This window comes from Ochrobactrum quorumnocens (assembly GCF_002278035.1).
Lineage (GTDB): Bacteria > Pseudomonadota > Alphaproteobacteria > Rhizobiales > Rhizobiaceae > Brucella > Brucella quorumnocens.
In genome coordinates, this window is sequence record NZ_CP022604.1 from 1,389,448 (window position 1) to 1,404,173 (window position 14,726).

Consider the following 14,726-nt stretch of genomic DNA (forward strand, 5'->3'; position numbering starts at 1 on the left):
TCTCTATTTTTGATCAGGAGAACGAAAATGAGCATTCAATGTGAAGTGGTGCAGGAAAGAAATACATCAAACCTGCCAGCATTTCTAAGTCGCTTGGAGCAGGCTCGTACGGCAATCGTGCAATTGTACGCCACATGGGCTTATCAACGCCGTATCACGCGCAGCCGTCGTGCGCTGGAAGCACTACCCGAACATATCCTGCATGATATCGGCTGGCCAAACGTTGATGACCGCCTCCCAGGCATACCAAAAAAGCCTTCCTGACAGGGGCGCGAAAAGGCAATTGAGGGCAGGATATGCCCTGCCCTCAATTTAGCGACATATAGGTGCCAATATACGGCAGGCATTTAGCCGCACTATGCAATCTGAAAGTTCTATGTCTCAATATATCTATCCTGTTTGCGTCATAGCCTACCCCCTATAAATCCGGGCTGGAGCGACAGGATAACCGGTCAAAATGCGACCGGGTGACTGGGCCTGAACGAGGTTCCAATGTCATGACGGAGGCACAAAGCCTGGACTGCGTCGGGAACCGCAGTAAAGGCTTTCGAGAATGGGAACGATCAGGCTATGAATCAAGCTTCATCGATTAAGCGGTCTATTGTTTTTTTTCTGGTCCCTGACTTCTCGATGATCGCATTCGCGACAGCGATTGAACCGCTGCGTATTGCTAATCGAATGCTGGGCTATGAGGCCTATCGCTGGCGGCTCACCTCCACCGATGGCAAACCGGTTAAAGCATCCAATGACGTGGAGTGCGCGGTCAATGCGTCGCTGGAAGATGAGCGCCGCTTTTTGCAGCGCGAACAACGCCCATCCATGGTGTTTGTCTGCTCCGGCGTCTTTGTCGAAGAATTCCGCAACAAGTCAGTCTTCGCGTGGCTCCGAGAGGAATATAACCGCGGCGTTGCGGTCGGCGGTCTTTGTACCGGGGCGCACATTCTTGCGGCAGCCGGCCTTCTTTCCGGCAAACGCTGTGCCATTCACTGGGAAAACCTGCCCGGCTTTTCAGAAGCCTTTCCAAAGGCCGAGGTCTATGCCGATCTCTTCGAGGTCGACAGCAACATCTACACATGCGCAGGTGGAACGGCGGCGCTCGACATGATGCTGAAGCTTATCGGCGATGATTTCGATGATAATCTGGTCAATCGAATTTGCGAACAGGCTCTCACCGACCGTGTCCGTAATCCGCATGATCGTCAGCGTCTGCCGCTGCGTGCACGTCTCGGTATTCAGAATTCGAAGATACTCACCATCATCGAAATGATGGAGGCCAATCTTTCAGAACCGGAAGCGCTTATCGACGTGGCCCATAATATTGGCCTATCGCGTCGCCAGGTCGAACGTCTCTTCCGTCAGGAAATGGGCCGTTCCCCCGCGCGCTATTATTTGGAAATACGCCTCGACAGAGCGCGTCATCTGTTGCTGCAATCATCCATGCCAGTGGTCGAAGTGGCGGTCGCGTGTGGCTTCGTTTCCGCGTCGCATTTTTCCAAGTGCTATCGTGAACTTTATGGACGTTCGCCGCAGCAGGAGCGAGCAGATCGTAAAATGCTCGTCGCAGCTTAACCACCATTCTTGTCTCAGAAGCCGCATCTTTCATGACGCGGCTTTTCTTTTAAAATCATACAGATAATCCTACACCCTGATTCAAATCGTCAGCTTGACGTATGATTAGATCAGCGCATTCTAATCAATGTGTAACAACCAATAAGCTTCGGTCGCCTCACGCCGTTATTATGTCGTAGAATGACAATTGTCGGCCAATGCCAACCACTATGATTCCGTCAAATACAAAATGGGATCGCATAAAATGGCAGAGTTTCCTAAGAAGGCCAAAGTAGTCATTGTCGGGCTCGGCGGTATTGTTGGCGCGTCGGTCGTTCATCACCTGATTGAGCGTGGCTGGGACGATATCGTCGGTATCGATAAGTCCGGCATCCCCACCGATATTGGCTCCACAGCGCACGCATCCGATTTCTGCTATGCGACCAGTCATGATTTCCTGTCGTGCTGGACGACGCTCTACTCCATCGATTTCTACGAAAAGATGGGCCATTACGCCCGCGTCGGCGGTATTGAAGTCGCGCGTGTTGGCGACGATTCCCGCATGGAAGAGTTGAAGCGCAAGGTGGCTTCGGGCAAAGCCTTTGGCACACGCGCCCGCCTGATGGAACCATCGGAGGTCAAAGAGAAGTTCCCTCTTATTGAAGAGAGTCTCGTTCAGGGCGGCTTGTGGGATCCGGATGCAGGTCTTGTCATCCCTCGCTCACAAACAGTAGCAGGCAAGCTGATCGATCAGGCTGAAGCTGCAGGCAAACTGCAAAGCTTTGCCAACACCCCGGCGCAGTCGCTCATTGTTGAGAATGGTCGCATTAAGGGCGTCGTCACACATCGCGGTACGATTGAAGCCGATTACGTCGTCATCTGCGCAGGTCTTTGGGGCCGTCTTATTGCTGAAATGGTCGGAGAAGACCTCCCGGTCATGCCAATTGACCATCCACTGACATTCTTTGGCCCTTACAATGAATTTGCCGGAACCGGCAAGGAAATCGGCTGGCCGCTTCTGCGCGATCAAGGCAATTCAGCTTATATGCGCGATACAGGCGACCCGAAGACTGCCGAAGGCGGTCAGATCGAATGGGGCTATTACGAGGAAACCAATCCGCGCCTCTGCCATCCACGTGATCTTCTTGAAAAGCATGAAGCGCGTCTGTCGCCATCACAGCGCGATCTCGATATGGAACAAGTTCTCGAACCGCTTGAACGCGCAATCGAGTTGACGCCGATCCTTGGAGAACTGGGCTATAATGAAAGCCACTCTTTCAATGGTTTCCTGCAGGTGACAACTGACGGCGGTCCATCTATGGGCGAAAGTCAGATGGTGCGCGGCCTTTGGTATGCGGTTGCCATCTGGGTCAAGGACGGACCCGGCATGGGCAAGCTCATCGCCGATTGGATGACCGATGGCCGTACTTCCATCGATCATCATGCCATCGATTATTCGCGCTTCTATCCGCATCAGTTGACCGAGCAATTCATCTGGGATCGCTGCACCGAAACCGCGATGAAGGTCTATAACCCAGCAGTCCATCCGCGAGAGCCATTCTCCAAGGGGCGTAATATTCGCCGCTCGCCATTCTATGAACGCGAGAAGGAACTTGGCGGCCATTTCATGGAGCTTGGCGGCTGGGAGCGTGCACACGGCTATGCTGCTAATGAACATCTACTGGAAAAATACGGCGACCGCATTCCGGTACGTGAAAACGAATGGGACAACCGCCATTTCTGGCGCGTTTCCAACGCCGAACATCTAGCTCTGAGCGACGATTGTGGCATCATCAATCTTTCGCATTTCGCCATGTATGACATTGAAGGTCCAGATCATGTCGAACTGATGGAATGGCTATGTGCCGCAAAGATCGGCGGCGATACCAATATCGGAAAAGGCATTTACACCCACTTCCTCGACGAGGAAGGTATGGTGCGTGCCGACTTCACTGCGATCCGCATGGCTGACCGTATCCGCATGATCAACGGCGCCGATGCTGGTCCGCGCGACTTCCATTACATGCGTCGCGTAGCCGAAGATAAAGGCTTTGATGTTACCATCACTGATGTAACGGAAAAATACGTCACCATCGGAATCTGGGGACCGAATGCCCGCGACAATCTCAAGAAGGTTGTCGAAAATCCTGAAGGTCTTGATCTCGAAAACTTCCCATTTGCGGCCATCAAGCCGATCCGCATTGCAGGCAAAGACGTAACCGCGTTCCGCATTTCCTATGTTGGCGAACAGGGCTGGGAATTGCATATGCGCTATGAGGACGGTCTTGCCATCTGGGACGCGCTGCGCTCCACCGGCGCAATCGCCGTGGGCGTTGAAACCTATGCCAATACGCGCCGCATGGAAAAAAGCCTTCGACTTCAGAATGCAGACCTGCTCACCGAGTATAATTTGCTCGAAGCGGACCTCGCACGCCCAAAGGTCAAGGAAGCTGACTTCAGCGGTAAGGCCAAACACCTTGAATACAAGGCTCGCGATCATCAGCCAGCTATGCTCTGCACGCTGGTTATGAGCGAGAACGTCGATAAAAAGGGTGTGGCTCGCTACCCGGTCGGTATTCTACCGGTTATGGACCCTGAAACCGGCGAAACACTAGTCGATGAACTTGGACGCCGTTCGTTCACCTCATCCATTGCTTACGGCCCGACCATCGGCAAGAATATCGCACTTGCTTATCTGCCTTGGTCCTATTGTCAGGAAGGCCGCAAGCTCGACGTGGAATATTTCGGCGAGACCTACCCCGTCGAAGTCGTGTCGATTGGCTACAAGCCGCTTTACGACCCAGAAAGCCTCAAGCCGCGTAGTTGATAAAAAATCCGGGGCAATACCCCGGCTTTTTCAATTTCTTATGCCAATATCCGCTAAGTGGGACTCAGAGGATATTGGTTAAAGCAATTCCAGCAAAAGTGGGAACCGGCTTTGCATTCGGAAATGCGTAAAAACAAATAGTTACAGCAGTTCCAACGATTCAATATTAACTGGAACCGCTGTAAGCGCGTGTGGCAATTGAACATTTTCAAGACCTGATGCGCCAGCGTCTCAGCGTCTTGGTATTACGATCAGCTTACTGGATAGTCACTTTGCCCCCGGAAATCGTAATCGTTTCGTCGCCCTTCAGCGCCTCACGATCACCATTCGGGAAGGTTACAAAGCAACCACCGCTGCAAAAATCTACTGTTTCGCCCGGTGCAACAAGCATTTCACGTTTGGAAGCGCCCTCGGTGACAACGATGGTCTGTGCTGAGCTGTCGTTATTGGCAACAGTCGCAGCATAAAGGCTCGGTATGGAGAACGAAATCGCGAGCATTGCACCAAATGCGACCTTGCCAGCATAATTGATCTGAGTTCTGTTCATATCGTTTCCCCTGCTCCGCTACACTTCGAACATTCGAGCCAGATATCGGCTTTATTGCTCCGAGACAGTGCGCCTGTCCCTTTTCACGATCATTTATAAAGCTTCAAAACTGAACTGCAACTGAACGACATGTTCATAAATTGCATCTGTTTATTCAGACCTTGTCATCGTGCTCTGGCTTATCAGCCTTTTCTGGCCCCGATGGCTTTTCCTTTCGCTTTTTTGCAGCGCCCGGGACATCTTTATTAACCAGCTCGGACAGTTTCTCTATTTCAGAAACTCCTAGCACCAGATCAGTGGAAGATGAAGCCAGCTGGATGCCTTCAGCATGGAATCGCTCAACAATCTGGAATCGCAACTCGTTTTTGATACCACCCGTCGATGTAATATCTGCAACATGCGCATAGACATCGAAGATCATCAGCGAGTCCGTCATGCTCTGAAAGGCTACGAACGGCTCCGGATTTTTCAGGATCGACGGATGGCTGCGGATAATTTCCAGCAGCAACGTGTGAACGCGACGCGGCTCGTCCGTATAGGCTGCCTGCACGTTGATATCGATACGTCCGAGCTTATTGCGAAGCGTCCAGTTACCGACGTTGCCATTGATAAGGGTTGAGTTAGGAACAACGATCGATTGCTTTTGGAACGTCTCCACTTCCGTCGCACGAACACTGATCTTTTTGACGATACCACTGACGGTTCCCGCTTCAACCCAGTCACCAACCTTGAACGGCCGCTCAGCCAGTAAGATCAGACCGGAAACAAAGTTCTGGACGATATTCTGAAGACCAAAACCGATACCAAGCGACAGACCACCAGCAATCAGTGCGAGGCTGGAAAGATTGAAGCCTGCCGCAGAAACGGCGACAAGAGCTGCAAGAACCAACCCGACATAGCCGATCACTGTGCGGATCGAATTGCGCACACCGGAGTCAACGCGCCCGCGTGCCATGACACTGTTGTCGAGCCAGTTCTGGAACCAGCGCGTCATCAGATAGACAAGGACGAAAAGTGCGATACCCGTGAGAATCCCCATCAGCGAGATGGAAATATTTCCGATCTGGAAGCCCGTCATCAGATTGTAGAAGGTGCTTTTCAGCTCTGACCACTGGAAACCGAACTGCATAAGCACAAGCGGTATACCGACCAATGCCACGACAAAATTGATGAGAATGCCAACCGCAAGCCCGATCTGGTCGAGAGTCGCTTCATCAAAATGAAAGCGATCGCGCATCACTCGCCCTATCGGGCTGGAAGCAAAAGCCTGCTCTTCCGAAATGGCACGTCCTGTAAGGAAACCGAGATACATGGTCACGAGGAAAGCGCCGGTTACGACAATCTGCTGCGCTGCAAAGCGGGCAAGACCGATAAAACCGAAACCCGCAGCGAAGATTGGCAGCAGACCCAGGATAATCAGGAAAATCCGAAATGCCTTCGGCCAAGGGCGAACGCCCTCTTCACCGTTTCTCTCAATAGGCTTCAACAGCGCTATGATCAGTATCAAAACGCCAATTACCACAGTCGAAAGCAGGCTTTTTGCCATCGTCAGTGAAAGTGGCGAGGAAAGGATTTGATTGACCTTGCCAAAGAACGAGTCGAGCCCGTTGATCAGCGCCATACCAGTAATCAGCCAGACAAGAACCCGGCCCGGACGGGGGGCTACAGGAACCAGTCGCCACGCGGGTGTGTAGGGGCTGATACAGGCAAACGCGAGCCGGCTAATGAAGAAAACAATGCCGAGAACAATAAAGAGCGACTGTAAAAGTGCTGCTATATCAGGTCTTAAGACATTGAAGTAATTGAGAAAGAAATATGTTGTGGCGAGGAAAACACCAACCGCACCCGATGGGATAGCTGTTGACCAGAAAGCCACGGACAGGCGGCTCAGATAGGATGGCGCTTCAATTGTCGGATCGCGCTCATAGAGAGAACCAAGCATACGGCGCGCGCCAAGCTGGATGATCAATGCCGCGACGAATGCAAAAAAAGCCGCGGCAAGAAACGAGTTCAGCTTGAAGGTTGAAACGAAGCGCCACCATGATTTTACAATGCTCCACAGCGAAACCATCTGGTCGCCCGCAGCGGATGTAACTTCCGTACCAAGCGTCAGGTCGAGGCTGACCCGCTGAGAGAGTGTCTGTGCAAACAAATCACGGCGCATATTGCCGATTTTTGCCGACATCTGATTGACTGATAGCGATGCATCCTCGGTCTCGCCGATGACTGCATTGATTTCGGCTTTTTCAGCAGCCAAGCGCGCACGCTCTTCTGCAACAATGGTTGGCTCTGCTGGTTGATCACCCGAAGGAGCCGCACCCAATTGCTCAAGCCGCGTGTTAATTTCGGTCAGACGCGGACGAAATGCTACGCCTGCATCAAGCAGTTTCTTGGAAAGACCATCAAGCTGCAGCTTGAGATTGGCCAGCGTTTCATCGCTGGTGGATGACTTCTGCAACTGATCATTGATGGTTTTCGTCTGCTGCTTGAGATCGTTGATGATCGGCTTTTGCTGCTGCACCACGCTGGAGACTGGTATGCTATTTGCAGTTGGCGCGGGGACGGCCGCTGCCGGAACAGGAGTTTCAGGGGGAGCCGACTGTTGAGCAGCAGGCTGAACCGGTTTCGGTTTGTTATCCTGAGCAAAAGAACCGTCCAGCGCCCCAAGCGACACAGCAAAAGCGGACAATGCAAATGCAATGGCGCGGAACGTCGGTAAATATGCCAATTTGAACTCTGCCAATTTCACGATCACTGTTTCTACATAAGGCTCGTTAAAGCGGAAGCAAGCCTTACAACATCCGCCTGAAAATCTAAATTTGTTTTATAGACGAACGAACGTTTCTGTTGGTGATCTCGGCCCTTGCTCACCTGCTAATTCACACCGTACCGCAAGCCGCCATTCAAAACGACACACTGAACTCGACAAAAATAGATTCCAATTTGTGAATCGATGCTGTAGGTGTCAACGCTAAGTCCCGAGAAGAATACAAAATTTTTGAATCGGGCTTTGCATAAAATCGAATAACTAGAGTGGCTTAGACCGATGGAAAACCACTCTGGCACTGGCTAATTTCTGCGGAAAGACTGTAGAGGAAAGTCCGAGCGTTTTGATTAAGGGCACAAACAACAAGGATCAGCACACTGATCGTCATCGTCAGCATGGTTTCATGCTGTTCGTGACGTGCGTCCTGTCGTTTGCAGCCTTTATGTTTGCTGTGGACCTTTCTGCACTCGGTAATGAAGCCTCCCGCAATACGCCCAAAAGCATGGCCGCGCAGCAGGTTGCTGATGCACCTGCTATACCTGCTCGTCAACAATCGACGCCTGTACCGCAGCCAATGCGCGCCGTTCTTGCAGAGGCAATTGCAGCAAAAATCAAAGCAGCATATCCTGATGGAAATGGTGCAGGCCTATCGGTACTGCCGAGTGATCTTGCATTCTTCGACACAAAGCCTGTCGAGGCTGCAATCACAAACACGATTTTGAGACTTTCACGAGGCACACATGCTTCGGTTCGTGCACCACCCGTGAGTGCCTGAAAGATCGTCCTTGAGATTGGCATTGACCAGTCCTGAATCACTTACGAAAAATGCGTTTTATGCTTTTGTATTTAATACGAAATTTGAAGCGCTCAATATCCGGAATTTCAACTCATGCGTACTTCTAAATGGGTCGCTGTGCTTTATGGCCTGATCGTTTTGATCGGCGTCATTATCGCCTTGCCCAATTTCTTCACACAGCAGCACCTTGACGCGATGCCGTCCTGGTTCCCGAAACGACAAGTTACGTTGGGCCTCGATTTGCGTGGCGGCTCGTATCTCGTCCTTGAAGTGGATGCAGCTGGTCTCAAAAAAGATCGTATGCGAGCACTTCTTGACGACGCGCGCGGCAAGCTGCGTGCGGAACGCATTCAGCCGCAGTCGATCCGCGCCGTTGGTGATTCCGTCATTGTGACTATCCCTGACGCCGATCAGCGTGCAAAAGCTGACACTGCTCTCAAGACACTGATTTCGCAGGTTAATACGAGCGGTTTCGGCGCAGCGATCAACGATATCGATGTCGCGTCCAGCGACAATCAGATCCGCCTGACGCTGACACAGGCTGGCTTCAGCTATCGTCTTGATTCAGCGCTTCAGCAAAGCCTTGAAATCATCCGCCAGCGTGTGGATCAGGTTGGCGTTGCCGAACCTTCGATCCAGCGCGTGGGCTCTGACCGTATCGTCGTTCAGCTTCCAGGCCTTCAAGATCCGGCACAGCTTCGCCAGCTTCTCGGAAGCACGGCGAAAATGAGCTTCCACATGGTAGCGGACGCAAATCCGAATGATGCACCGCCGCCTGGCGTCAGCATTCTGCCGGATTCAAAAGATCCCAACATCAAATACCCGATTGAAGATCAGGTTGCCCTGTCCGGCGAGCGTCTGACCGATGCGCGTGCAGGATTTGATCAGCGTACCAACGAACCAATCGTTTCCTTCCGCTTCGACAGCCTTGGCGCACGTCAGTTTGCGGATATTACGACTAAGAACGTCAATCGGCCTTTTGCGATCGTTCTTGACGGCAAGGTGCTAAGCGCGCCGGTCATTCGTGAGCCAATCACGGGTGGTAACGGCCAGATCAGCGGTAGCTTCACAGTTCAGGACAGTGTTGTTCTCTCTGCACTCTTGCGCGCAGGCGCTCTACCCGCTCCACTTACCGTCATCGAAGAACGCACCGTTGGTCCCGACCTTGGTGGCGACGCCATCAAGATGGGTCTGATCACTGGTATTGCTGGCTTTATTCTGGTCGCAATCTTCATTCAGCTTCTTTATGGCGTTTGGGGCTTGATCGCCAATGTGGCGCTCCTGCTCCACACGCTGCTGACCTTTGCAGCATTGAGCCTTATCGGCGCGACGCTGACATTGCCCGGTATCGCCGGTATCATTTTGGGTATCGGAATCGCGGTTGACGCGAACATTCTTATTAACGAACGTATTCGGGAAGAAACGCGCAAAGGCCTTGGCGCGATGGCTGCCCTTGACCGAGGCTTCCATAGCGCTTTCGCAACAATCGTTGACTCCAACGTTACCTCGCTGATTTCGACCTTGCTTCTCTTCATGTTCGGCACAGGTCCGGTACGCGGCTTCGCTGTCGCCATGATGCTCGGTATCGTGATTTCGATGTTCACCGACGTGACGCTGGTTCGTATGGCGATGGGGTGGTATGTCCGCCGTCGTAAACTCAAGGTGCTTCACATCGAGCCACTGGTAAAGATTGCACCTGAAAACCCGAACTTCCGCTTCATGAATGCGCGTTTCTTCGGTATCGGCGTCTCCATTGTCTTGTCGATTGCTTCGATCGTGCTCTTCTTCAAGCCGGGGCTGAATTACGGTATCGACTTCAAGGGCGGTATTCAGGCAGAAATCACCACCTCACAACCAGCCGATCTCGGGCAGTTGCGTGAAAAGCTCGGTGGACTTGGCCTTGGTGAAGTTGCCCTGCAATCTGCCGGCAGCCCGAATGATGTGTTGATCCGTATTCAACGTCAGGATGGCGGCGAAGAAGCGCAGACAGTCGCAGTCAACAAGATGCGCGACGCCGTCACTGAAATCGATCCAGGCGTGAAGATTGAGCGTACAGAAGTTGTGGGACCAAAGGTCTCCGGCGAACTGGCCCGTTCAGGCTTCATCGCGGTCGTGCTTTCGGCACTCGGTATGCTCATCTATCTTTGGTGGCGCTTCGAGTGGTTCTTCGCAGTGGGCGCGATTATCACATTGATTCTCGATACCACGAAGATGGTCGGTTTCTTCGCACTGCTTCAGCTTGACTTCAACCTGACAGCCATCGCAGCGCTTCTGACCGCTATCGGTTACTCGGTAAACGATAAGGTCGTGGTTTATGACCGCATGCGTGAAAACATGCGCCTTTATAAATCGAAGCCTCTGCGTGAAATCGTTGACATGAGTATCAATCAAGTTCTCATCCGTTGTATCTATACTTCGGTCGTGACGTTCCTGTGTCTCTTGCCAATGGCAATTTGGGGCGGCAGCGCCGTTCATAATTTTGCCGTGCCGATGCTGTTCGGTATTTTCATTGCAACGACGTCGTCGATCTTCATCGCCGCGCCGATCCTGCTGTTGCTGGGCAACTGGTGGCAGCATCGTCAGGAAGCGCACAAGGTGCTTGAAGACAACGCAGCTGCACAGAAATAACCTCATTGCCGGGCATGGTTTCGATCATGCCCGGCTCTCCATAAAAATTTATAAGACTGAAAACGGGAAGGCATCCCTATGCCCCATGACACGCCTTTGATTGCGACAATCGTCATTGGGTTATGTCTGGCCTTTATTTTCGGCACCATTGCCACCCGTCTTAAAATCTCCCCGCTTGTCGGCTATCTGCTTGCTGGCGTCATCGCTGGCCCGCACACGCCCGGTTTCGTTGCCGATCAGGAACTCATTCTCCAATTGGCTGAAATCGGCGTTATTTTGCTGATGTTCGGCGTTGGCCTGCATTTCTCTCTCAAAGACCTGCTCTCCGTCAAAGCGATTGCTGTTCCCGGCGCACTGGCGCAAATCGCAACAGCAGCAGCATTGGGTACCGCTCTCGGCCTTGCGCTAGACTGGGATGTGAAAGCCGGACTGGTTTTTGGCCTTGCACTCTCCACCGCGAGTACGGTGGTGCTTTTGCGCGCAATGCAGGATCTTCGTCTTATCGATACTGAGCGGGGGCGCATCGCCGTTGGTTGGCTCATCGTCGAAGATCTGGCCATGGTCATGGCGCTGGTTCTGCTACCTGCACTTGCAAGTATCGGCGGCCAGACCAACCATGCCGCAGCAAGCGATCCAATCGCCGAATGGCTCGGCCTCGGCATTGGTGGCATCATTCTTTTCACTATCGCAAAGGTCGCCGTTTTTGTGGCTCTCATGCTGGTGGTGGGACGCAAAGTAATCCCATGGGTTTTGAACGTCATCGTGCAGACCGGCTCGCGCGAGCTTTTCCGACTGGGCGTTCTCGCGATTGCACTCGGCGTCGCTTTCGGCGCGGCTCATCTTTTTGGCGTTTCCTTCGCACTTGGCGCATTTTTCGCAGGCATGGTGATGAGCGAGTCTGAGCTCAGTCATCGAGCTGCAGAAGAATCGCTGCCCTTGCGTGATGCTTTCGCGGTTCTGTTCTTCATTTCTGTGGGCATGTTGTTTGATCCGATGAGCCTCATTCGCGATCCCCTGCCCCTGATCGCAACACTCCTGATCATTCTGGTTGGCAAATCGGTAGCAGCATTCTTCATCGTCCGTGCATTTCGGCGACCGGTCGGCACTGCTCTGACCATTTCGGCAAGCCTCGCGCAGATCGGCGAATTCTCGTTCATCTTGGCGGGCCTTGGCGTCAGTCTCAACTTGCTGCCGCCCGAGGGTCGTGATTTGATCCTCGCTGGCGCGATCCTGTCCATCTTCCTCAATCCTGTCATGTTCATCGTTGCTGAACGTATGCGGCCGTGGATTGAGAAGCGTATGGGCAACGACATAACCTCGGCAGAATGGGGCGAAACAAACGTGGACGTATCTGAGCCTATGCCTTTGCCGCTGACAGGTTTGAAACACCACACAATTGTCGTCGGTTACGGCCAAATCGGCAAACGCGTGACTGCAAGTCTTCAGGAAAAGCACATTCCTTTCCTCGTGATCGAAGATTCGCCCAAGATTTATTTCAGATTGAAAGAAATCGGCATTGAAGCTATTGCGGGTAATGCCTCTGATGCAGGAATATGGGAAGCGGCGAATCCTCGGGAAGCGATCAATCTGGTGATTGCTATACCAAATGCATTTGAAGCGGGGCGTGCTACATCACTCGCTCGTGCGGCGAACCCAAGTCTACGCATCATTGTGCGTGCCTGTTCGCCAGCAGAAGCACAGTATCTGCACGATCTTGGTGCGGACTCCGTCATCCTTGGTGAAGCGGAAATCGCCGGAGCCATGGAGAGAGCGATTATAAATGGGAAGCGGAGCGAGAACGTTCAGGCACCTCGCACTTCGTCCGAAACTTTGGTTGAATTGAAGGGGATCGAACCGGAAGCAACCTGATGCAAAGACCGGGACGATCAATAAAGGGGAATTACATGCGAGTTGAAGTTGCGGTGATTGGTTAATGAAGTTCAAGGATTACATCTGGCCAGTAATAGGCATTCTAGCAGTCATTGTTTCAGCCTGGCTTCTTTATAGGGAGCTACGCAGCATTTCGCTTGAAGACGTTCTTGATAGTCTCTACGCGATCCGTGCACATCATTGGTTGCTGGCAACTGCAGCAGCCCTTCTCGCCTATAGTTCGCTAGCCGGTTACGATCGCATCGCACTTCTTCATCTACGTCGGAAAATATCCTGGCTCTTCATAGCCCTCTGCTCATTTACGACCTATGCATTATCGCACAATATCGGCGCATCGGTCGTATCCGGTGCTGTGGTTCGCTACCGCGCTTATTCCTCGCAAGGCATGCCCGGCAGTGAAATCGCTGTACTGATCGCCTTCTGCTCTTTCACATTCATCCTTGGCGTGATCATAACCTCTAGCATCGTCTTGCTATTGGAACCGCATATTCTCATGCGCTTCAATACAGACCTTACTCCGACGGTGTCGATTGTCATCGCGTTGCTGATGTTGACCTTTGTTCTGCTCTATGTATTCGGTAGCTGGTTGCAGCTGCGCCCATTGCAAATCGGTAAGTTTCGTCTTGAATATCCGCGCCTGCCTGTCGTCACCCAGCAGCTGATTGTCGCTCCACTAGAGCTCATTGGCGCTGCGGGTATCATCTATTTCGCACTTCCGGAAGCAGGAAATCCTGGTTTCCTCATCATTCTCGGCATCTTCCTGGTCTCGTTCTCAGCCGCCCTTATATCGCACGCTCCAGGCGGTCTAGGAGTACTGGAACTGGTATTCCTCACTGGCCTGCCTGATATGAATCCCGCCGATGTGCTGGCGGCGCTCATCGTCTTTCGTCTGCTCTATCTGCTCATTCCATTTGCCATGTCGCTGATCGTGGTTCTCATTTTCGAGAAGTCGCAATTCGTTCTCCGCTGGAATGACAAACAAAAGAAATAGAGCTTGAGAGGCGGGTATAATTTTCACTTACTCGCCTCTAATTGAATTAATATTCCTTAAATTGACGTTGAACTGCCCCTATCTTGGAAATTGCTTCGCATAACCTCCCAATGCGCAGCACAAACAGCCTTATCTCAAGGCATTTCCAAGAGGAACTACGCATGCCTGCGACATTGATCATCCCCGGTTACAAGGGATCGGAAGCAGGCCACTGGCAGCGCCAATGGTTGCATGACGATCCGTCAGCAGTGCTTGTCGAACAAGACGACTGGCACTATCCTGTGCTATCCGACTGGATGCACGCGCTCGAGGCCAAACTTGCTGAGAACCCCGGCGCAGTTCTGGTCGCCCACAGTCTTGGTTGTATTCTGGTTTCTCATCTCGCAAGCCGCCCTGCGGCAGCGCATGTGGCTGGTGCACTTCTGGTCGCGCCAGCAGACGTTGAAACTATGGCCCGCAAAGACAGCCGCTTTGCAAGCTTCGCTCCCCTGCCACGTCATGAGCTGACTTTCCCATCGATTGTCGTTGCAAGCCGCAATGATAATTATATGAGCTTCGCCAAGGCGGAAGCGCTCGCTAATATCTGGGGTTCCGGGTTTGTTGATGTCGGCCATGCCGGACACATCAATGTGGAAAGCGGTTTCAGCCGTTGGCCGGAAGGCTCAATCCTCGCCTCATCGCTTCACCGTGAACCAATAAGACACACGCTCTCCCAAGCAGCGTGACCGCAAG

General features: G+C 52.5%; 10 protein-coding genes. 8 read left to right on the forward strand and 2 right to left on the reverse strand.

From position 1 onward, the window contains the following. Positions 1 to 27: 27 nt before the first annotated feature. The 3 genes from CES85_RS16250 (at position 28) to CES85_RS16260 (ending at position 4,375) form a co-directional block, all read left to right on the forward strand. The gene (locus CES85_RS16250; RefSeq protein ID WP_095446884.1) at positions 28 to 264 is read left to right on the forward strand and encodes a DUF1127 domain-containing protein; all 237 of its coding nucleotides are present in this window, start codon (positions 28 to 30) and stop codon (positions 262 to 264) included. 306 nt (positions 265 to 570) lie between these two features. Beyond that, entirely contained in the window at positions 571 to 1,569 is a 999-nt protein-coding gene (locus CES85_RS16255) for a GlxA family transcriptional regulator (RefSeq protein ID WP_095446885.1), read from the forward strand. 244 nt (positions 1,570 to 1,813) lie between these two features. Further along, positions 1,814 to 4,375: a GcvT family protein gene (locus tag CES85_RS16260; protein WP_095447920.1), complete on the forward strand. Its 2,562-nt coding sequence runs from the start codon at positions 1,814 to 1,816 to the stop codon at positions 4,373 to 4,375. A gap of 256 nt (positions 4,376 to 4,631) precedes the next feature. Here CES85_RS16260 and CES85_RS16265 read toward each other — a convergent pair whose 3' ends face one another. Together CES85_RS16265 and CES85_RS16270 are read right to left on the reverse strand one after the other, a co-directional pair. Next, positions 4,632 to 4,922, reverse strand: coding sequence for a hypothetical protein (locus CES85_RS16265; protein WP_095446886.1), 291 nt, complete (start codon positions 4,920 to 4,922; stop codon positions 4,632 to 4,634). Positions 4,923 to 5,076: 154 nt separating this feature from the next. Beyond that, entirely contained in the window at positions 5,077 to 7,650 is a 2,574-nt protein-coding gene (locus CES85_RS16270) for a mechanosensitive ion channel family protein (RefSeq protein WP_095446887.1), read from the reverse strand. Between the two features lie 442 nt (positions 7,651 to 8,092). Here CES85_RS16270 and CES85_RS16275 point away from each other — a divergent pair, with 442 nt between their 5' ends. The 5 genes from CES85_RS16275 (at position 8,093) to CES85_RS16295 (ending at position 14,719) form a co-directional block, all read left to right on the forward strand. Next, entirely contained in the window at positions 8,093 to 8,464 is a 372-nt protein-coding gene (locus CES85_RS16275; RefSeq protein WP_318285352.1) for a hypothetical protein, read from the forward strand. Between the two features lie 114 nt (positions 8,465 to 8,578). Then, the gene (gene secD, locus CES85_RS16280; protein ID WP_095446889.1) at positions 8,579 to 11,113 is read left to right on the forward strand and encodes a protein translocase subunit SecD; all 2,535 of its coding nucleotides are present in this window, start codon (positions 8,579 to 8,581) and stop codon (positions 11,111 to 11,113) included. Between the two features lie 78 nt (positions 11,114 to 11,191). Then, positions 11,192 to 12,982 carry a cation:proton antiporter domain-containing protein gene (locus CES85_RS16285; RefSeq protein WP_095446890.1) on the forward strand — a complete coding sequence of 597 codons (1,791 nt, stop codon included), beginning with the start codon at positions 11,192 to 11,194 and terminating at the stop codon, positions 12,980 to 12,982. A gap of 64 nt (positions 12,983 to 13,046) precedes the next feature. Next, on the forward strand, positions 13,047 to 13,994 hold the full coding sequence (locus CES85_RS16290; RefSeq protein ID WP_095446891.1) for a lysylphosphatidylglycerol synthase domain-containing protein: 948 nt from the start codon (positions 13,047 to 13,049) through the stop codon (positions 13,992 to 13,994). 161 nt (positions 13,995 to 14,155) lie between these two features. Then, complete coding sequence (locus tag CES85_RS16295) at positions 14,156 to 14,719, forward strand: alpha/beta hydrolase (RefSeq protein ID WP_095446892.1); 564 nt, start codon at positions 14,156 to 14,158, stop codon at positions 14,717 to 14,719. Positions 14,720 to 14,726: the final 7 nt, after the last annotated feature.

Bases quoted from the DNA above. Each gene is read 5' to 3' on its own strand.
- CES85_RS16250 (WP_095446884.1), top strand. From the start codon at position 28: ATGAGCATTCAATGTGAAGTGGTGCAGGAAAGAAATACATCAAACCTG.
- CES85_RS16255 (WP_095446885.1), top strand. From the start codon at position 571: ATGAATCAAGCTTCATCGATTAAGCGGTCTATTGTTTTTTTTCTGGTC.
- CES85_RS16260 (WP_095447920.1), top strand. From the start codon at position 1,814: ATGGCAGAGTTTCCTAAGAAGGCCAAAGTAGTCATTGTCGGGCTCGGC.
- CES85_RS16265 (WP_095446886.1), bottom strand. From the start codon at position 4,922: ATGAACAGAACTCAGATCAATTATGCTGGCAAGGTCGCATTTGGTGCA.
- CES85_RS16275 (WP_318285352.1), top strand. From the start codon at position 8,093: ATGCTGTTCGTGACGTGCGTCCTGTCGTTTGCAGCCTTTATGTTTGCT.
- secD (WP_095446889.1), top strand. From the start codon at position 8,579: ATGCGTACTTCTAAATGGGTCGCTGTGCTTTATGGCCTGATCGTTTTG.
- CES85_RS16285 (WP_095446890.1), top strand. From the start codon at position 11,192: ATGCCCCATGACACGCCTTTGATTGCGACAATCGTCATTGGGTTATGT.
- CES85_RS16290 (WP_095446891.1), top strand. From the start codon at position 13,047: ATGAAGTTCAAGGATTACATCTGGCCAGTAATAGGCATTCTAGCAGTC.
- CES85_RS16295 (WP_095446892.1), top strand. From the start codon at position 14,156: ATGCCTGCGACATTGATCATCCCCGGTTACAAGGGATCGGAAGCAGGC.